18 protein-coding genes are annotated in these 18126 nt (G+C 71.1%); 11 read left to right on the top strand and 7 right to left on the bottom strand.

All coding sequences use genetic code 11. The features are described 5' to 3' along the window. Positions 1-2: 2 nt before the first annotated feature. The 3 genes from ACFY00_RS33580 to ACFY00_RS33590 are packed head-to-tail and all read left to right on the top strand — an operon-like array spanning position 3 to position 3039. Positions 3-1031, top strand: a complete 1029-nt coding sequence (locus ACFY00_RS33580) for a Gfo/Idh/MocA family protein (protein ID WP_388036889.1) — start codon at positions 3-5, stop codon at positions 1029-1031. Next, positions 1028-2290, top strand: coding sequence for a class I SAM-dependent methyltransferase (locus ACFY00_RS33585; protein WP_285740035.1), 1263 nt, complete (start codon positions 1028-1030; stop codon positions 2288-2290). Before ACFY00_RS33580 ends, ACFY00_RS33585 begins: the two co-directional genes overlap by 4 nt. Next, the gene (locus ACFY00_RS33590) at positions 2287-3039 is read left to right on the top strand and encodes an SDR family NAD(P)-dependent oxidoreductase (RefSeq protein ID WP_388036817.1); all 753 of its coding nucleotides are present in this window, start codon (positions 2287-2289) and stop codon (positions 3037-3039) included. The genes ACFY00_RS33585 and ACFY00_RS33590 overlap by 4 nt, the downstream gene beginning before the upstream one ends. Before the next feature lie 250 nt (positions 3040-3289). Here the strand turns inward: ACFY00_RS33590 and ACFY00_RS33595 are convergent, their stop codons facing one another. Next, positions 3290-4024, bottom strand: coding sequence for a BTAD domain-containing putative transcriptional regulator (locus ACFY00_RS33595; protein ID WP_388036819.1), 735 nt, complete (start codon positions 4022-4024; stop codon positions 3290-3292). Positions 4025-4521: 497 nt separating this feature from the next. Between ACFY00_RS33595 and ACFY00_RS33600 the strand changes: the two genes are divergently transcribed. The 7 genes from ACFY00_RS33600 (at position 4522) to ACFY00_RS33630 (ending at position 10590) form a co-directional block, all read left to right on the top strand. Beyond that, positions 4522-5790, top strand: coding sequence for a beta-ketoacyl-[acyl-carrier-protein] synthase family protein (locus tag ACFY00_RS33600; RefSeq protein ID WP_388036822.1), 1269 nt, complete (start codon positions 4522-4524; stop codon positions 5788-5790). Further along, complete coding sequence (locus tag ACFY00_RS33605; protein WP_388036825.1) at positions 5787-7013, top strand: ketosynthase chain-length factor; 1227 nt, start codon at positions 5787-5789, stop codon at positions 7011-7013. Before ACFY00_RS33600 ends, ACFY00_RS33605 begins: the two co-directional genes overlap by 4 nt. A gap of 63 nt (positions 7014-7076) precedes the next feature. Next, the gene (locus tag ACFY00_RS33610) at positions 7077-7328 is read left to right on the top strand and encodes an acyl carrier protein (RefSeq protein WP_285740039.1); all 252 of its coding nucleotides are present in this window, start codon (positions 7077-7079) and stop codon (positions 7326-7328) included. Continuing rightward, entirely contained in the window at positions 7325-8074 is a 750-nt protein-coding gene (locus tag ACFY00_RS33615; protein ID WP_388036827.1) for an SDR family NAD(P)-dependent oxidoreductase, read from the top strand. Before ACFY00_RS33610 ends, ACFY00_RS33615 begins: the two co-directional genes overlap by 4 nt. A gap of 2 nt (positions 8075-8076) precedes the next feature. Then, positions 8077-9303 (top strand): FAD-dependent monooxygenase, encoded by a 1227-nt coding sequence (locus ACFY00_RS33620; RefSeq protein WP_388036829.1) that lies wholly within the window; start codon positions 8077-8079, stop codon positions 9301-9303. Positions 9304-9331: 28 nt separating this feature from the next. After that, a complete protein-coding gene (locus ACFY00_RS33625; protein ID WP_285740042.1) occupies positions 9332-10105 on the top strand; it encodes a cyclase family protein in 774 nt (257 codons plus the stop codon). A 44-nt stretch (positions 10106-10149) separates the two neighbouring features. Continuing rightward, positions 10150-10590: a nuclear transport factor 2 family protein gene (locus ACFY00_RS33630; RefSeq protein WP_388036832.1), complete on the top strand. Its 441-nt coding sequence runs from the start codon at positions 10150-10152 to the stop codon at positions 10588-10590. A gap of 25 nt (positions 10591-10615) precedes the next feature. Here ACFY00_RS33630 and ACFY00_RS33635 read toward each other — a convergent pair whose 3' ends face one another. The 6 genes from ACFY00_RS33635 to ACFY00_RS33660 form a co-directional block, all read right to left on the bottom strand. After that, complete coding sequence (locus ACFY00_RS33635) at positions 10616-11314, bottom strand: HAD family hydrolase (RefSeq protein WP_388036835.1); 699 nt, start codon at positions 11312-11314, stop codon at positions 10616-10618. Positions 11315-11406: 92 nt separating this feature from the next. Continuing rightward, complete coding sequence (locus tag ACFY00_RS33640) at positions 11407-11688, bottom strand: antibiotic biosynthesis monooxygenase (RefSeq protein WP_285740045.1); 282 nt, start codon at positions 11686-11688, stop codon at positions 11407-11409. An 11-nt stretch (positions 11689-11699) separates the two neighbouring features. Next, positions 11700-13238: a class I adenylate-forming enzyme family protein gene (locus ACFY00_RS33645; RefSeq protein WP_388036838.1), complete on the bottom strand. Its 1539-nt coding sequence runs from the start codon at positions 13236-13238 to the stop codon at positions 11700-11702. After that, on the bottom strand, positions 13231-14196 hold the full coding sequence (locus tag ACFY00_RS33650; RefSeq protein ID WP_388036840.1) for an SRPBCC family protein: 966 nt from the start codon (positions 14194-14196) through the stop codon (positions 13231-13233). Before ACFY00_RS33650 ends, ACFY00_RS33645 begins: the two co-directional genes overlap by 8 nt. Before the next feature lie 47 nt (positions 14197-14243). Further along, positions 14244-16001, bottom strand: coding sequence for an FAD-dependent oxidoreductase (locus ACFY00_RS33655; RefSeq protein WP_388036843.1), 1758 nt, complete (start codon positions 15999-16001; stop codon positions 14244-14246). Positions 16002-16116: 115 nt separating this feature from the next. Continuing rightward, positions 16117-16878, bottom strand: coding sequence for an SDR family NAD(P)-dependent oxidoreductase (locus ACFY00_RS33660; RefSeq protein WP_285740049.1), 762 nt, complete (start codon positions 16876-16878; stop codon positions 16117-16119). A gap of 167 nt (positions 16879-17045) precedes the next feature. Between ACFY00_RS33660 and ACFY00_RS33665 the strand changes: the two genes are divergently transcribed. Next, positions 17046-18074 (top strand): methyltransferase, encoded by a 1029-nt coding sequence (locus ACFY00_RS33665; protein ID WP_388036846.1) that lies wholly within the window; start codon positions 17046-17048, stop codon positions 18072-18074. The last annotated feature ends 52 nt before the right edge of the window (positions 18075-18126 follow it).

The following is an 18126-nucleotide window of genomic DNA, read 5'->3' on the forward strand; positions in this document are numbered from 1 at the left end:
CGGTGGGAACAGGGGCCGCGCGACCCATCCGCCTCGGGGTCCTCGGGTGCGCGGAGATCGCCGGACGCCGCACGCTTCCGGCACTGACGAGGGTGGGGGACTTCACGCTCCGGGCCGTGGCCAGCCGGACGGCGCGGAAGGCGGAGGCCTTCGCTCGGAAGTTCGCCTGCCAGCCGGTCACCGGCTACGAGGAGCTCTTGTCCCGCGACGATCTCGACGCGGTGTACATCCCGCTGCCCGCGGCGCTGCACGCCCCGTGGGCCCGCGCGAGCCTCGAGGCGGGGCTGCACGTCCTGGTGGAGAAGCCGGCGTGCTCCACCGCCGCGGAAGCCGCCGCGCTGGTGGCCCTGGCGCGTGAACGCGGCTTGGTCCTGATGGAGAACTTCGGCTTCGTGCGTCACTCGCAACAGGCGCACGTACGCACCCTCCTGGCCGAGGGGGCGATCGGCGAACTGCGCGGCATGTCCGCCGAGTTCGCCTTCCCGCCGCTCCCCGCCGACGACATCCGCTACCTCCCGGAGCTGGGCGGAGGCGCCCTCTTCGACGCCGGTGTCTATCCGATCCGCGCTGCCCGCCTGCTGCTCGGCGACGCCCTGGACGTGGCCGGAGCCGTCCTGCGCACGGACGGCGAGCGCGGCGTCGACGTCGCCGGCGCCGCGCTGCTCACGACACCGGAGGGCGTCACCGCCCAGCTCGCGTTCGGGTTCGTCCACTCCTACCGCTGCGGCTACACCCTGTGGGGGTCCGAGGGGACGATCACCCTCGAGCGGGCCTACAGCGCGCCGGACGACCTCCAACCGGTGATGCGGCTGACCCGGGGCGGGCACAGCACCATTCACCACCTGGCTCCGGACCGGCAGTTCGACGCGATGCTCGGGGCGTTCGCTGCGGCCATCCACTCCGGCGACACCGTGTCCTGCACCGATGACCTCCTGCATCAGGCACAGCTCGTGGAGCGGGTCGCCACGTCCGCCCTGCGCACCGCCTTGCAGCCGCCCACCTCAACAGCAACGAGAAAGGCCATCACATGACTTCGACGGGCAACGCGACACAGGTCACGACCTGCCGAGTGTGCGGCGGGCAGGACTGGCAGCCGGTCGTCTCCTTCGGGGACCTCCCGCTGGCTGACAGCTTCCTCGAGCCGTCCGACTCGTACGACGCCGAACCGCGCTATCCCCTCGGTGTCATCTGCTGCAGGTCGTGCCGCTTGATGAGTCTGACCCACGTGGTCGATCCGGAGGTGCTCTACCGGACCTACCCGTACACCACGTCGGACTCCGAGATGATGACGAAGCACATGCAGCGCGTCGTCGAGATCTGCGGGGACCGGTTCGGTGTGACGGCCGGCAGCTTCGTCGTCGAGATCGGCAGCAACACGGGTTCGCAGCTGAAGGCGTTCCAGAAGGCCGGCATCCGCACGCTCGGCATCGACCCTGCGCTCAACATCGTGGAGGTGGCACGCCGTCGGGGCGTCGAGACGCTTCCCGACTTCTTCTCGGTCGAGACCGCCGCCTCGGTCAAGGAGAAGTACGGGGCGCCCCGGCTGATCCTGGGCCGGCACGTGTTCGCGCACATCGACGACATCTCAGGCGTGGTCGAGGGCGTCCGGAGCATGCTGGACCCCGACGGCCTGTTCGCCATCGAGGTGCCGTACGTGGTGGACATGCTGCAGCGCAACGAGTTCGACACGATCTACCACGAGCACCTGTCGTACTTCGGCGTGGGCACCCTGGCGACCCTCTTCGAGCGCCACGGTCTGAAGATCGTCGACGTGGAGCGGCTCCCGGTGCACGGCGGGTCGATCCTGGTGTTCGCCGGCCTGGCCGACGGCACCTGGGCAACCCGTCCGATCGTGGAGGAGCTCATCGCGGGCGAGCGCGCGTTCGGCCTGGACAAGGACGGAACCTACGAGCAGTTCGCCCTGAACTTCGCGTCGATCAAGGAGGAGTTGGTGTCGCTCATCCGGGGTCTGCGTGCCGACGGCAAGCGGATCGTCGGGTACGGCGCGCCGGCCAAGGGCAACACGCTGCTGAACGCCTGCGGGCTCGGCCTGGACGACCTCGAGTTCTGCTCGGACACCACCGAGTTCAAGCAGGGCAAGGTGCTGCCGGGCACGCACATTCCGGTGAGGGCACCGAGCGAGGTGGCGGTCGACGAGGTCGACTACTACCTCCTGCTCGCGTGGAACTACAGCGAGGAGATCCTGAAGAAGGAGCAGGCCTTCCTCGCGAAGGGCGGGCGCTTCATCCTGCCGAACCCGACCCCCTCCGTCGTCCCGTCCCAGGCGTGAACGACCGCGCAGCCGACCAGGGCCGCCGGACCGTGGTGATCACGGGCGGCGGCTCTGGGATCGGCAGGGCCACTGCGAGGCTGTTCGCCGACGAGGGGGCGCAGGTCCTGATCGTCGGCAGGACGGGGGACGCCCTGGAGGAGACCGCGCACGGGCGCCCCCGCATCCGGACTTTCGTGGCTGACGTGTCGACCGCCGACGCGCCGCAGGCAATCGTTCAGGCGGCCGTCAGGGAGTTCGGCGGCATCGACGTCCTGGTCAACAACGCCGGCATCACCAGGCCGGCGGTGCTCGGGGAGATCGATCGGGACCTCGCCGTCCAACAGCTCGGGACGAACCTGCTGGGTCCGGTCTTCCTGACCCAGGCCGCGCTCGCCCACCTGGGCCCCGGCTCGGTCGTCGTCAACGTCACCTCCAACCCCGCGGAGCGCGGGTGGCCGGCCAATTCGCTGTACGGAAGCACGAAGGTGGCCCTGGACTTCCTCACCCGGACATGGGCACGGGAGGTCGCCGCACGGGGCATCCGGGTCGTGTCCGTCGCGCCGGGAGTGACCGAGACGAACGCCCTGGCCAAGTCCGGCCTGTCGGAGGAGACGCTGTCCGCCAAGCGCGACTACCAGCGCATCCCATTGGGGCGCGCAGCGCAGCCGGAGGAGATCGCCTGGTGGATCCACACGGTCTGCGGCCCCGGGGCCGGATACCTGACCGGATCGGTCGTGCGTGTCGACGGCGGGGTGAGTGTCTGCTGACTCGGCGCCCTGTGCGGGTGTCAGGGCCGGCGCGGGGGGGGGGCCCCCCCCCGCCGCCCCCGGGCCCCCCCCCCGCCGGCCCGACCCCCCCCCCCCCCGGGAGACCCCCGGGTGGTGGGGCACGGGGGGGGGGGCGGGGGGGGGGGGGGGGGGGGGGGCCGCGCCCCGCGGGGGGGGGGCGCGCCCGCGCGGGGGGCGGCCCCGCCCCCCCCCCCCCGCGCCCCCCCCCCCCCCCCCGCCCTGACACCGATCAGCGCGGGACGAGCACCTGGTCGTGGTCCAGCGCGGGGTCGGCGGAGAGGATCGACTGGTGGAGCATCTGGACCTCACGCGACGGCTCCAGCCCCAACTCGTTGACCAGGGTGGTGCGCAGGCGCTGGAACGCGCTCAGGGCGTCCGGCCTGCGACTGGCCCGGTACAGAGCCAGCATCAGCTGGCGGTGGAAGGGCTCGTGCATGGGGTGTTGCGAGGTGAGGCCGGTCAGCTCGCTGATGAGGGTCGCGTGGGCTCCGGTGGCGAGTTCGGCGTCGAGGCACGTCTCGTAGGCGGTCAGACGGGACTCGTGCAGGCGGACGACCTCGCTGTCCAGGCGCCTGCCGGTCTTGACGTCGGCCAGGGCCGGCCCGCTCCACGTCCCGAGGGCCGTCCGCAGGCTGTGGGCCGCCTCGTGGAGCCGGCCGGCGGCGTACTGCCGCAGGCCCAGCGTCCGGGCCTGCTCGTAGCGGTTGAGGTCGAGGCAGTCCGGGGGGACGTGGAGCACGTAGCCGTTGAGAGTGGTGGCGAGGATCTCTTTGGGACCGACGCCCGGGACGGCTTCGGCGATCATGCGGCGCAGTTGAAAGACGTAGGTCTGCAGGGTCGTCATCGCGCTGGCCGGCGGCTTGTCGTCCCAGAGCTCCTCGATGAACGTCGGGACCGAGACCAGGTGGTTCGCGTTGAGCAGGAGCAGCGCGAGCACCTGCTTCGTCTTCCGCGCGCTCGGCATGACCGTGCGGCCGTCGGCCGTGAGAGATACCGGCCCAAGAACCCGCGCTTCCATCTCGCTTTCCGCCTTCCCCGATGGGCAGTAGTTCGGTGGCAAAATAAGAAGTTGGACCCTTTTGGGCAACTTCTAAAGCAATGGCACGGGCCCCGCCCCTTCGACTTGATCCGATTCTCCGGCCGACTTCAAGCAAGATACCTCACTTTCGGGGCCCGTGCCATGACAAGCCGTGGGCGATCTCATCCTTCACCCGGATCGCACACTGCAGGCACCCGCTCGACGCACACTTCGCTTCTCAAATATTCGGACCACTCCGCGGAGCGAGTCACAGCCTCTCATTGGTTCGCCACCCCCCCGCTGAATGAGGGTCATTTTCGGCCAGTTGGTCCGCCCCGCTGCACACCTATGCGAAACCTCGGATTCGTCCATCACTCGAGTGGTGTTCGAGCGGCCGATCCGACTCTGAAACAGCGGCACGGATGCCGGCTGAGACGGGAGGCATGGTGGTGCGGAGCACCGTTATAACCGGTATCGGGGTCATCGCCCCAGGAGGCCGCGGAACAGCAGAGTTCTGGAAGCTGATCAGCGAAGGCCGTACCGCGACGCGCGGCATAACGTTCTTCGATCCGTCCCCGTTCCGATCACGCATCGCCGCCGAATGCGACTTCGATCCGAAGATCGAGGGGCTCACCCCGCAAGAAGTCCGCCGGATGGACCGGGCAGCTCAGTTCGCTGTCGTAGCGGCATCGGAGGCGGTCGCGGACAGCGGGATTTCGATCAGCGATTCCCTGGCCGAGCGCACCGGTGTCGTCATCGGCAGCGCGGTGGGTTGCACCATGGGTCTAGAGGAGGAGTACGTCGTCGTCAGCGGCGGCGGCGGGGAAATCGACTTCGCATACGCGGCCCCGCATCTCTTCGGGTATCTCGTCCCGAGCTCCCTCGCCGTGGAGGTCGCCTGGAGGGTGGGCGCCGAAGGCCCTGCCTCCGTCGTTTCCACCGGATGCACGTCGGGTATCGACGCCGTTTCCCGCGCAGTCGAACTCATCAATGAGGGATCCGCCGACGTCATGGTGGCCGGCGCCACGGACGCGCCCATTTCGCCGATCACGGTCGCGTGCTTCGACGCCATCCGCGCGACGACCCCGCGCAACGACGACCCCGCTCACGCCTCACGTCCGTTCGACGCGAGCCGCAACGGCTTCGTCCTGGGCGAAGGCGCTGCCGTCTTCGTTCTCGAGGAGCGCTCGCGCGCCGAGGCCCGCGGCGCCCACATCTACGCCGAGATCACCGGCACGGCCACCCGCGCCAACGCGTTCCACATGACCGGCCTGCGCCCCGACGGCAGGGAACTCGGCGAGGCGATCACCACCGCGCTCGGCATGGCCCGCAAGAACCCCGAGGACGTCAGCTACGTCAACGCCCACGGATCCGGCACCAAGCAGAACGACCGGCACGAGACCGCGGCCTTCAAGCGCAGCCTGGGTGACCACGCCTACCGGGTGCCGGTCAGCTCGATCAAGTCCATGATCGGACACTCGCTGGGGGCCGTCGGCTCGCTGGAGATCGCGGCCTGCGCCCTGGCCATCGAGCACGGGGTGATCCCACCCACCGCGAACCTGCACGAAGCGGACCCGGAGTGCGACCTGGACTACGTACCGCTGACTGCCCGGGAGGCCCGCCTCGACACGGTGCTGACGGTCGGCAGCGGCTTCGGCGGGTTCCAGAGCGCGATGATCCTCAGCCGACCCGAGGCCAGGAGCACCCGATGAGCACGAGGCCGACCGCCGTGGTGACCGGACTGGGCATCGCAGCGCCCAACGGGCTGGGCACCGAGGACTACTGGGCCTCGGTCCTGGAGGGGCGCAGCGGCATCGGGCGCATCACCCGGTTCGTCCCCGACGCCTATCCATCCGTGCTGGCAGGGGAGCTGCCCGACTTCGACGGGGCCGCGCACCTGCCCGACCGCCTGCTGCCGCAGACCGACCGGGTGACCCAGATCGCGCTGACCATCACGGAGTGGGCGCTGGGGGACGCGGCGCTGGATCCCACCGGCCTGCCCGAGTACGAGATGGGCGTCGTCACCGCCAGCGGTTCGGGCGGTTTCGAGTTCGGCCAGCGCGAGCTGGAGAACCTCTGGAGCAAGGGGCCCGGCCATGTGAGTGCGTACCAGTCATTCGCCTGGTTCTACGCGGTGAACACCGGTCAGATCTCCATCCGGCACGGCATGCGCGGCCCCAGCGGCGTCCTGGTCACCGAGCAGGCCGGAGGCCTTGACGCACTGGCGCAGGCGCGCCGCAACCTGCGGTCCGGGGCCAAGTACATGATCGCTGGCGGTGTCGACGCGTCGCTGTGCCCGTGGGGTTGGGCGGCCGTCGCCTCCGGAGGCCGACTGTCGCGCAGTCAGGACCCCGCGCGGGCCTACCGGCCGTTCGCGCCCGACGCCGACGGGGCCGTGGCCGGCGAGGGCGGAGCGCTCCTGGTCGTGGAGGACATCGAGAGCGCGACGTCGCGCCACGCGCCGAAGGTGTACGGCGAGATCGCCGGGTACGCGGCCACCTTCGACCCGAAGCGCGGATCGGGGCGCGCCTCCGGACTGCGCCGTGCCATCGACCTCGCCCTCGCCGACGCGCACCTGGCCCCCAGGGACATCGACGTGGTCTTCGCCGACGGGGCCGGACTCCCCGCGCCGGACCTGGACGAGGCCGAGGCGATCGCAGCCGTGTTCGGCCCGCACAGCGTCCCGGTCACCGTTCCCAAGACGATGACCGGCCGCCTGAACGCCGGCGGCGGGGCACTGGACGTCGCCACCGCCCTGCTCGCGCTGCGCGACGGGGTCATCCCGCCGACCACCAACGTCCCCGCTCCCCCGGTGCGCCTGGGCGTCGACCTCGTCATCGGCGGGCCACGCCGCCGACCGCTGGCTGCCGCGCTCGTCCTGGCCCGCGGTGAGGGCGGCTTCAACGCGGCTCTCGTCGTGCGCGCGCCCCGTTGAGACGGGCGCCCACCGCCGTGGGCTGCGTCCCTTCCCCCTTTGAGCTGAAGAGCTGAGGCAGAGATGCGTGAAGTATTCATAGAGGACCTGTTCCGGGTGTTCGCGGAGGGAGCCGGGCGGATCGAGCTCGACCAGCCGGTGTCCGAGCTGATGGACACCCCGTTCTCCGCGATCGGCTACGACTCCCTGGCGATGCTCGAGACCGCCAGCCGACTGGAGCGGGAGTACGGGGTGACCCTGTCGGACGATGACGTCAACGACGCCAAAACGCCCCGGCTGCTGCTGCAACTGGTGAACGCGGCCCAGACGCGATGAAGCCGACCGAGCTGCGCTTGGACGGGCGCGTCGCCCTGGTGACCGGAGCGAGCCGAGGCCTTGGACGGGCCGTCGTGCGCAAACTCGCGGCGTCAGGTTGCACGGTCTACCTCAATGCCCGCGACGCCGGGACGGCTGGGGCGGCGGCCGCCGAACTGCGTGCACCGGGCTGCGATGTGACAGCGGCACCGGGTGACGTTTCACGACCCGGTGTCCTTCCCGAGTTGCTGCGAGGTCTCGCCGACAAGCACGGCCAGGTCGACATCCTGGTCCACTGCGCGGTCTCGCTCCACCGGATGCCGACCGTGGAACCGCGGTCGCAGGAGATGCACCAGGACTACGAGGTGGCCGTGGCCCCCCTCATCCACGCCGCGGCGACCCTGCCCGCGGTCATGCGCCCCCAGGGGGGGAGGGTCATCGCCGTCTCCAGCGCGGGCGCCAACCGCGTGGTGCCCGCCTACGTGAGCCTGGGCCTGGCCAAGGCGGCGCTGGAGAGCCTGGTCCGCTACCTGGCGGTCGCCCTGGCACCGGCGGGCGTGGCCGTGAACGCGGTGTCCACCGCACGGATGGACCGCGGCGACGCCACCGATCCGGTCTCCGCCGCCCTGGCCGCCCGGACGCCGGCCGGGCGGTTGACGCGTCCTGACGACATCGCCGACGCGGTCGCGCTGCTCTGCGCCGACGAGGCGTTCTGGCTGCGCGGACAAGTGATCACCGTCGACGGCGGCCTGGGACTGGTGGGTTGACCGTGATCAGCTCCGACGTCTGCGTCGTGGGCGCGGGTCCCGCAGGACTGACCCTCTCCCTCCTCCTGCTCAGGTCCGGGCTGACGGTCACCCTGGTCGAACGGTCCGCCCTTCACGGGCGCGAGTTCCGGGGCGAGATCCTGCAGCCCGGCGGCATGGAGCTCCTGGACGGCCTCGGTGTCCTGTCCGGAGCGATGGCTCGCGGTGGCTACCCGCTGGACCGCTTCCGGCTCCGCGAGGGGCGGCGCACTCTGCTGGACATCGACTACCGGCGCCTGGAGGCCCCGTACAACCAGCTGCTGAGCATCCCGCAGCAGCACCTCCTCGAGGAGCTGCTGGCGCACTGCGAGAAGCTCCCGGGCTTCACCTACCTGCCCGGCCACCGCGTGGGTTCCCTGCAGCGGCACGAAGGAAGGACCACCGGGCTGACCACGAGGTCGCCGGACGGCGGGACGCGGGTGAACGCCGGCTGCGTGGTCGGCGCGGACGGCCGGTACTCCAAGGTGCGTCAGCTCGCCGGGATCCAGGCGGGGAGGTTGGAGGCCTTCGACTTCGACGTCCTGTGGCTGAAGGTGCCCATCGGCAGCGCCGGTGCGGCGTCCGGGGCGCGGGAAGTCTCCGTCGTCCGTTCCCGGGGCAACCCCGTGCTGGTGTACCCGTCCTGGCCGGACTCCGTGCAGATCGGCTGGACCTTGCCGCACCGCTCGTTCGCGGGAAGCAAGGACGCCGTCTTCGCTCGGGCCCGCGAGGAGATCGTGCAGGCCCTCCCGCAGTACGCGGACGCCGTGCGCGCCGCGTTGGAGTCCGCGAACGACCTCACGCTGCTGGACGTGTTCGCGGGATGCGCCGACACCTGGGTGCAGGACGGGCTGGTGCTGATCGGTGATGCCGCCCACACCCACAGCCCGCTGGGCGCCCAGGGGATCAACCTCGCCATCCAGGACGCGGCGCTGCTGCACCCGGTCCTCACCGCGGCGGTCCGCGGGGGGAGCTTCGCGGCCGAGCACCTGCGCGCCTACGAAACCGGGCGTCGGCCGGCCATCGACGCCGTCATGAAGTTCCAGGTCATGCAGAGCCGCATGATGCTCGCGCGCGGCGGGCTCGAGGCGCGCCTGCGGCCCGTCGTGGCCCGGATCGTCGGCCGGACTCCCATCGGCACGAAGATCACGGCCCGCATCGCGTACGGAAGCAGCCCCGTGCCGCTGCGCACGGATCTCTTCACCTCCTGAGCAGCCCATCCCGACGAGGAGCGCCATCATGCGCGTGATCGACCTGTCCACACCGATAGACGCGTCCAAGTGGGAGCCGGAGCCGGTGGTCCACGAGATCATGACTCCGGCCGAGGGCGCCCGCCACATGAGTTCGGAGATGCGGGAGCACTTCGGGGTGGACTTCGACCCTGCCGTGCTCCCGGACCACGAACTGCTGTCCATCGACACCCTGACGCTGACCTCGCACACGGGCACGCACGTGGATGCCCCGTCCCACTACGGGAGCCGGGCTTCCTACGGCGAGCCCCGCCACATCGACCAGATGCCCCTGGACTGGTTCCAGCGTCCCGGGGTGGTCCTGGACATCAGTGGTTCCGGGACCGGAGCCGTGTCCGCCGATCACCTGGCGAAGGAACTGGACCGGATCGGCTACCGGCCCCGGCCGCTGGACATCGTGATGCTGCGGACGGGGGCGGACCAACTGGCCGGGACGCCGGAGTACTTCACCTCGTTCACGGGCCTGGACGCGTCCGCGGTGCACTACCTGCTCGACCTGGGCATCCGGGTGATCGGCACGGATGCCTTCAGCCTGGACGCACCCTTCGGCCACATGATCAAGCGCTTCCAGGAGAGCGGCGACGCCTCGGTGCTGTGGCCGGCCCACTTCGCCGGGCGCGAGCGCGAGTACTGCCAGATCGAACGGCTCGCGAACCTGGCCGCCCTCCCGGAGCCGTTCGGGTTCACGGTGAGCTGCTTCCCCGTGCGGATCACGGGTGCGGGGGCCGGTTGGACCCGTGCCGTGGCCCTGCTGGACACCTGACGCTGCCGTCCCGCCCGCTCACTCTTCCCAAGGAGAACAGAGACATGACCGTTCAGCAGCTCGGTCCCCTGGAATTCGCCGCACTGCGCGCGGAGGTGGAGCAGTTCTACGCCGCCCACCTGCAGCGCCTCGACTCGGGTGCCGCGGAGGCCTGGGCGGCGGACTTCACCGCGGACGGCTGGTTCCACCCGCAGACACTGCCGGCGCCGGTCCGGGGCCGGGCGGCGCTCGCCGCCGCGGCCAGGGACGCACACGCCAAGCTGGCGGCCGCGAACGAGCAGCACCGGCACTGGCACGGCATGGTCTCCGTCGACGCGCAGACCGACGGGTCCGTCAAGGTGCGCTGCTACGCCCTGGTGTTCGCCACGACCGCGGGCCAGGAACCGCGGCTGCACCGGACGTGCGTGTGCGAGGACCTGCTGGTCCGCGAGGAGGGCGCGCTGCGGATCAGCCAGCGGGTCGTCACGCGGGACGACATGCCCTGAGCAGGTCGCGAAAGCCTCGATGCGCTCATCGGTCGAGCAGGTCCAGCACCGCGGTCAGGGCGTTGGGCCGCTCGACGGTGGGCGCATGCCGCACCTGCAGGAACGTGCAGCCCAATGCTGTGGCGCCGCCGTCAGCGGTGGCGTCGTCGCCGACCATGACGATGTCCTCCGGCTCCCTGCCGAGCTGCTCGCAGGCCGCGCGGAACAGTTCCGGATCCGGCTTCTGCCTGTGGTGCTCGAAGGAGAGGACGAAGGCGTCGACGGCGGCCTCCAGGCCGTGGTGGCGGAAGACCGGCCTGAGGTCCCACGCGATGTTGCTGACGACGGCGACCGGCACCCCCCGGCGGCGCAGCTCGGTGAGCGTGCTGTGCGTGTCCGGGTAGGCGTGCCACGCCTGCGGTGCCATGTGGCGCTCGTACAGCGCGGCCGCGAGGTCGGGGTGCGGGAGGGGGCCGACGCTCTGCGCCAGCCCGGTGTACGCGGCTCGGTGGCGCTCCAGGTCCAGATCCCGCTCCTGCCACACCTCGACCAGGTGGGGAGGGACGGCCTGCGGCCAGGCTCCCCCGGGCAACGCGCCCGCCCGTTCGAGCGAGCTCGCCCACCCCACCCGCTCCGGGGCCGTGAGGGTCGCCCCGACGGCGTCCAGTGCGGCGTCGAGCCAGGCGGTCGCGGTCTCGACCCGGAACAGGGTGCCCGAGAAGTCGAACATCACAGCAGTGGCCATGGTCCTGATCCTCCCCAGTGCCCGCGCGAGCAGAAACCTCGGCAGGGAGGGGCCCGCGGCGGCAGCCGCGGGCCCCTCCCTGCCACTCGCGGCTACTCGGCGACGGTGTCGAACACGTCCGGTTCGGCCTTGGCGACCTTGCCCAGGCCGACGACCAGCTTGCGGAAGGCGTCAGCCGTCATCGCCGCCCGGTGCAGTTCCGGCGCCGTCCACTGGGCGGTCTCCACGTACACCTCGGGGTTGTTGCGGGAGCGGTAGAGCTGGTGGGACACGAAGCCGGGCTGCTGCTTCATGAAGTCGGTGATGGCGGAGATGGAGCGCTCGAACTCGTCGGCCTCTCCGATGACGGTGAGCTTGTTGATGACGGTCACCATGGCGGACTCCTCTAGTCGGGGGTGTGCTGGGCCCGTGCGCGCAGGTCGCGTCGCAGGATCTTGCCGTTCGGGGAACGCGGAATGGCGTCGATGGCGTCGATGCCGTGGAGCTGCTCGAACTCGGCGAGTTCTGCGTTGGTGTCGGCGAGGACGCGACCGAGGTCCGTACCGGGCGAGCGGGGGACGACGAAGGCGTGGGCCACGGCACCGCGGAAGGGATCGGGGACGTCGACGACGGCGCAGTCCGCGACGTCGTGGTGGCGGGCGAGGACCGCTTCGACCTCGCTGGGCGACACCAGCCAGTTGTCGCACTTGAAGACGTCCTTGAGGCGGTCCACGAGGAACAGCACTCCGTCGTCCCCGATGTAGCCGATGTCTCCGGTGGACAGCCATCCCTCGGAGTCGATCGGGCTTTCGACGCCGGCGAGGTATCCGAGCATCACCTGGGGACCGCGTACCTGCACCTCCCCGCGCTCGCCGGGGGGCAGCGGCCGACGGGTGTCCACGTCGACGGTCCGGCATTCCGTGTCCTCGACCGTCGGGCCCACGGAGCCGGGGGTGGGGTGCTCGGGCAGGTCTCCGTGGGTCAGTGGAGACGTCTCCGCAAGCCCGTATCCCTGGACCACTGCGAGGCCGAAGTGGGCTGACAGGGTTTCGGCGGCGGCCGGGGCGAGTGCGGAGCCCCCCGAGAGGATGGTCCGCGCGGTCGCGAGCCGAAGTTCGGGGAGCCGCGGGTCTGCCGCGAGTCGGGCCAGGCGCACCGGGAGGCTGTAGAAGTGCGTCGCACCGTGGTTGTTGGCCTCGTCGATGGCGTCCGCGCCGTCCTCGGACGCGCAGAGCACGTGCGTCGCCATGGCGGCGACGCCCGCGTTGAGGTGCATCGGGTGGAAGGACGGGAGGTGGTTGAGCATCACGGCGTCACCGTCGAGCCGGTGCGCACCGGCCACCTGGCGGGCATTGGTGACCAGGTTCCGGTGGGAGAGCATGACGCCCTTGGCCGGTCCCGTCGTGCCGCTGGTGAATTGGATGCACGCTATGTCGTCCGCGTCGGCCGGAGGGCTGGGCTCGACGGGCGGGTGGCCGGCTATGAGGTCGTCGAGGCACTCCGGGCCGGCGATTCCGGAGCCGGTGGCGCCGCCGCGGGTCAGGAGCACCTCCGTCAGCTCGGGGATCCACCGGCGGGCCTCTTGGATCCGGTCGCGCATCTGGGGGGTGACGATCGCGATCCGGGCGCCCGACAGCCGCAGCACGTGGGCGAGGTTCTCGCCGCGCAGGTGCGCGTTGACGATGGCGACGCTGGCACCGCCGCGCACGATCCCGTAGTAGGCGACGGCGAACGCCGGGTCGAGTGCTGCGACCAGGGCGACGACGCTGCCTGCGGCCTGCCAGCGGTCGCGTACGACGCCCGCGCAGCGCGATATGCGCGCGTCCAGTTCGGCGTAGGACAGTTGGGTGTCCTTGTCGCGCAGGGCGATGCGGTGGGGCACGGTCTGTGCGGCCGCCCGTACGAGACCGTCGAGCCGGTCGGGTGTCGTCGCCGGCTCAGGCACGGGCTCGGCCCTCGGCGAACGCCTTGGACAGCTGGAGGTTCTTCATGCTGTTGGCGCTCAGGACGTTGCGCAGGTAGTTGCGGGCGTCCTGGATCGTGGTCCCCTCTCCGAGGATGCCCAGGGCGCTCGGCTTGATGGTGACGGTGTGGCGGGCCGAGACGATGATCCCCTCGGGGGTCCGGGTGAAGCGCCAGTGGCCGGTGTGGGCGTCCAGCAGCGGCGGCAGCTTGATCTGCTTGTAGACGATCAGCCGCGGGGGCAGGCAGACGCGGACCGAGCGGGTGCTGTGCGGGACGCCGTCGGGGGTGCTGGTCTCCATGTCGAAGAACTGGATGCCGGGCTCGTCCTCGGTCATGGTGAGCTGGGAGACGTGAGCGATGCGCTCCGGCCACTTGTCGGCCTCGTTGAGGACCTCGTAGGCGTCCTCGGCGCGCCCGGCGACGAAGAGGGGGTCCTCGAAGGACAGCACCAGCTGATCGAGGAGCTCGCGGCGGTTCCCCTGGTCGAGGACGGCGTCGAGTTGGGCGGCAGCGTTGCGCTCGAGGTCGGCGAGGACCGCGGCCCGGGTTTCCTCGGTGGTGCCGTCCGAGAGGGTCAGTTCGTGGCGGACCTCGACGTCGGACCCGTCGGCGCTCTTGGTGAACAGCCATTCGACGCGAGAGGCGGCACGGGGGGCCTGCGGCTCGACGTCCTCAAGGGTGATCCTCATCGCTGAGCGGTCGAGGTGCCGTCGGGAGGTGCGGACCACCACCCGTCCCTGGTCGGGCGTGAGGAACCAACGCCGGACGACGTCGGTGCCCTCACCGGCCTCCAGGTACTCGGCGTGGACCGCGGCGGCGAAGAACTGGGGCCAGTTCTCCACCGCGGCGACGACGTCGAACAGGAACTCGGGGGGCGCGGCCGCGGTGCCTCGGTGGATCGTGGTCACGACGGCCGGGTTCGCAATCTGCTCAGGCACGGGTTGTCCTTCAGTCGGCTCGGATTCGGTGTTGGCCTCGACCGGGGTCAAGGAGCGGGGGTCAGCGGCAGTGCGGCCAGCGCCGCGTGCACGGCGTCGGCGTCCAGCCGGTCGCCGCGGGCTGCGAGGTAGGCATCGGGGCGGATCAGGAGCCATCCCTGGCCTCGAATGCCGAGTCCGTCCGCGAGCGTTCCGTACGGGTCGGGCAGCGCGTCGCCGGCCGACCGGGGCAGTTCGACCCGTACGGCCGCCGGCCCCGTGAGCGGCCGGGGCGTGTGATCGGTGATCTGCAGGGACGTTGCCAGCGCCTCGTAGGCGGAGGCCGTGCCGAGGTGCGCGGGCGTCGAGGGCGTGACGACTCGCACCGAGAGCCACCCCTGCTGGCGGTCGGCGAGGTCCCGCAGCCAGCGGGGGGCCTCCGTCTCGCCCGGACGCTCGGTGAAGGCGAGGAGCGTCCAGCGCGGATCCCGGAGCTGGCGGGCGAAGGCGGACCACCCGGGGTCGCCTTCGGCGGTGTCGGCGCTCACGGCGGTGACGCGCTCCCCGGGCGCGGGGTGTGCGGACGGGCCGGCTTGCACCGGCTGTGTCAGAGGGCTGTCCGGGTAGCCGACGAGGAGGGCCGACATGCGGCCGATGACTTTGCCCTCGATCCGACGTCGAATGGCCGGTACGCGGCGGATGACCGCGAAGGCCACCGGCATGGCCGCTGCGGCGACCGCGCTCTTGAGCGCGACCAGGCGGGTGGCGGTGCGGGTGGTCTCCAGCAGTTCGCCGCCGATCGGGACGCGCTCGGCCGAGTAGCTGTCGAGCAGGGCGTCGTGCGCGTGGCCGTGGATGACCATCGCGAGTTTCCACGACAGGTTGAAGGCCTCCTGGATGCCGGTGTTGAGGCCCTGTCCGGAGGCCGGGCTGTGCACGTGGGCGGCGTCCCCCGCGACGAAGCAGCGGCGGACCCGCATGGTCTGGATCATGCGCTGCTGAATGGTGAACACCGACACCCACGAGGGGGTCTTGACGGCGGCGCGGGTGCCCAGGCCCTTGGTCAGCTTGCGGGAGAACCGCTCGGCGACCTGCTCGGGGTGGCCCGCGTCCGACTGCACGGTGGTGTCCAGGAGCCGCCACTTGCCAGGGGTCGCGAAGGGGACCGCCATGACCGTCCCGCCCTCGACGTGGATCCAGTGGATGCTGTCCTGGGGGACGTTCATGTCGACGTCGGCGTCCGCGATCAGCCAGGTTTCGGTCGAGTCGCCGATCAGGGGCAGCTTCAGCAGTTTCCTGACGGTGCTGTGGCCGCCGTCGCAGCCGACGAGCCAGGGGACGCGCAGACGGGTGCTGGTGCCGTCCTGGAGCTGCAGCTCCGCGTCGACGCCGCCCTCGTGCTGTTCCAGCGCCATCAGTCGCGTCCCCCAGTGCACGGTGACGCCTCGGTCGACCACGGCCTGGCGCAGCACGCGCTCGGTGCCCGCCTGCTCGAGCAGCAGGGTGAAGGGGAAGCGGGTCGGGGTCGAGCGGTACTCGGCGCCCAGGCGGACGAGTTGGGCACCGTTGCTGTGCATGCTGAACGCCTGCATCCGGCGGCCGTGCTCGAGCATCGCCCCGAGGACACCCATCTGATCGTAGATCTCCAGGGTGCGGGCGTGGGTGGCCACGGCGCGGCTGGTCGGCGCGGGGCCGGCGGCGGCGTCGATCAGGTGGACGCGCACACCGCGGCGGGCCAGCTCGTGTGCGACGGTCAGGCCGACCGGGCCGGCGCCGACGACGAGGACTTGCGGATCACGCGGGTCGGGCTCGGGTCCGTCGGTCATCTTCTCCCCTGGCAGTCCCCTGTGATGGGGGGAGCCCTGTCGCGGCCCCCGTCCCCGGCATCCTTGGCCGCAGGTCTCGAGCAGCTCTCGAAGCGTGTTAGACCGCGGCCGGTGGTCAGCGGCCGCCGGCCACGGTGAGCGCCTCCCCGCTGATGTGGCCGTTGGCGGCCGACCCGAGGAACAGTGCCGCGGCGGCGATCTCGTCCGGGGCCGTCAGCCGGCCGGTCGGGGTGCGGGCGGTCTCGCCGTCGCGCACCGCCGCAGGGAGATCCCCGGCCACGCCCTCGGTGAGGGTCAGTCCGGGGCACACGACGTTGACGAGGATGCCGTCAGGACCCAGGTCCCAGGCCAGGCTCCGGGCGAAGCCGTGCAGGGCGGCCTTGGCCGCGCCGTAGAACTCCTGGCCGGGTGCCCCGTCGTGGACGATGTGCGAGGAGAGCAGCACGATCCGGCCCCAGCCCGACCGGCGCATCAACGGGACGGCCGCTTGGACCGTGCGGAGGGCACCGGCGAGGTTGGTGTCCAGGACCCGCTGCCACGCGGCCGGCTCGACGTCCTCGAAGTGCTGTCCGCGCGGTCGGCGCGCGCCGAGTTCGGCGGCGTTGGCGACCGCCACGTCGAGTGTTCCCCAGGTCTGTTCGACTTCGGCAACGGCTGCCCGCGCCGAGGCCGGGTCATCGAGTGCGTACGGCACGGCGATGGCTCGCCCGTCGGCCGCCCCCAGCCGGTCCGCCAGTGCCAGGGCGGCTTCCTTGTGACGGTGGTAGGTGAGGGCGACGCGCGCGCCCTCACGCGAGAACGCCTCGGCGGTCGCGCGCCCGATGCCGCGGCTCGCACCGGTGACGAGCACCACCCGGCCGCCCAGTCCCAAATCCATGTCGGTTCTCCCGTCGACGCGGTCGCTGCGCTCGCACGCTGTCAGGAAGGGCTCGAGGAGGACTCAATCGACCCGGACCGCAGCGGACGTGGACAGGGTCTCGAGCCCGGATCGAGCCGGGGTCTGCACCGTCGTACTCGCCGTTCCCAATGAAGCGGGAGAAGGACGTGACCGACATCAGCACCCCTGCAGTAACACGCGAAGACCTGTTCGAGATGATGCTGTCGCCCCGGCGGACGGCCGTACTGCGGGCGGGTATCGAGTTGCGCGTCTTCGACGGGCTGGCCGGCGGTCCCCTGGAGGCCGAGGATCTCGCGGAAAGGCTCGGCATCCATCCCCGCGGGATGCGGGTGCTGCTGGCCGCCCTGGCGGCGATCGGTCTGCTCGACGTGGAGAGCGGACGGTACCGGCTGGCCCCGGGGGCCGGTGAGGTGCTGGTGACCTCCAACCCGGGCTACTTCGGCTCCGCGATGCGGCTGGCGTCCAGCGACTACGAGTGGCAGGCCCTCGGGCGCCTCGCGGACGCCGTGCGCCACGGGGGCACCGTTCTCGAGCAGCACGCCGAGACCCCCGAGTACCCGTACTGGGAGGACTTCGCGGCCCTGCCCACGGGCAACACCTCGCGCGTGGCCGGCACCCTGGCCGATCTCCTGCGGGAGTGGGCGACCGAACGGCCGTCGCTGAACGTCCTGGACACGGCCTGCGGCCACGGCTACTACGGCTACACCTTGGCGGCGCGGTACCCGCAGGCCCGGGTGTGGGACGTGGACTGGCCCAACGTCCTGGACATCTCGGTGAGGCACGCCGAGCGCATGGGCGTGCGTGACCGGGTCGAGCTGATCCCCGGCGACATGTTCTCCGCGGAACTCGGGGGCCCCTACGACCTCACCATGATCACCAACGTGCTGCACCACTTCTCCGAAGAGCGTGCCACCGAGATGTTGACCAAGCTCGCCAAGGTGACCAAGGCTGACGGGAAGGTCGCCGTCGTGGCCATCACCACCGACGACCAGCCCCCGGCGCAGGACCCGATCCCGCACCTGTTCTCGGTGCTGATGCTGGCGTGGACGCACGAGGGCGAGTCGCACAGCATGGAGGCCTACCGCCGGATGTTCGCCGCGGCCGGTCTGACCGCCCCGCAGGTCCACTCGCTGCCCGGGGTTCCGCTGCGGATCCTGCTCGCCGACCGCGCCTGAGTCCGGGCGCCACCGCACACCCACCAGTCCGCAGATTTTCAGAAAGGCATCC

Source organism: Kitasatospora sp. NPDC001540, assembly GCF_042894345.1.
GTDB lineage: Bacteria > Actinomycetota > Actinomycetes > Streptomycetales > Streptomycetaceae > Kitasatospora > Kitasatospora phosalacinea_C.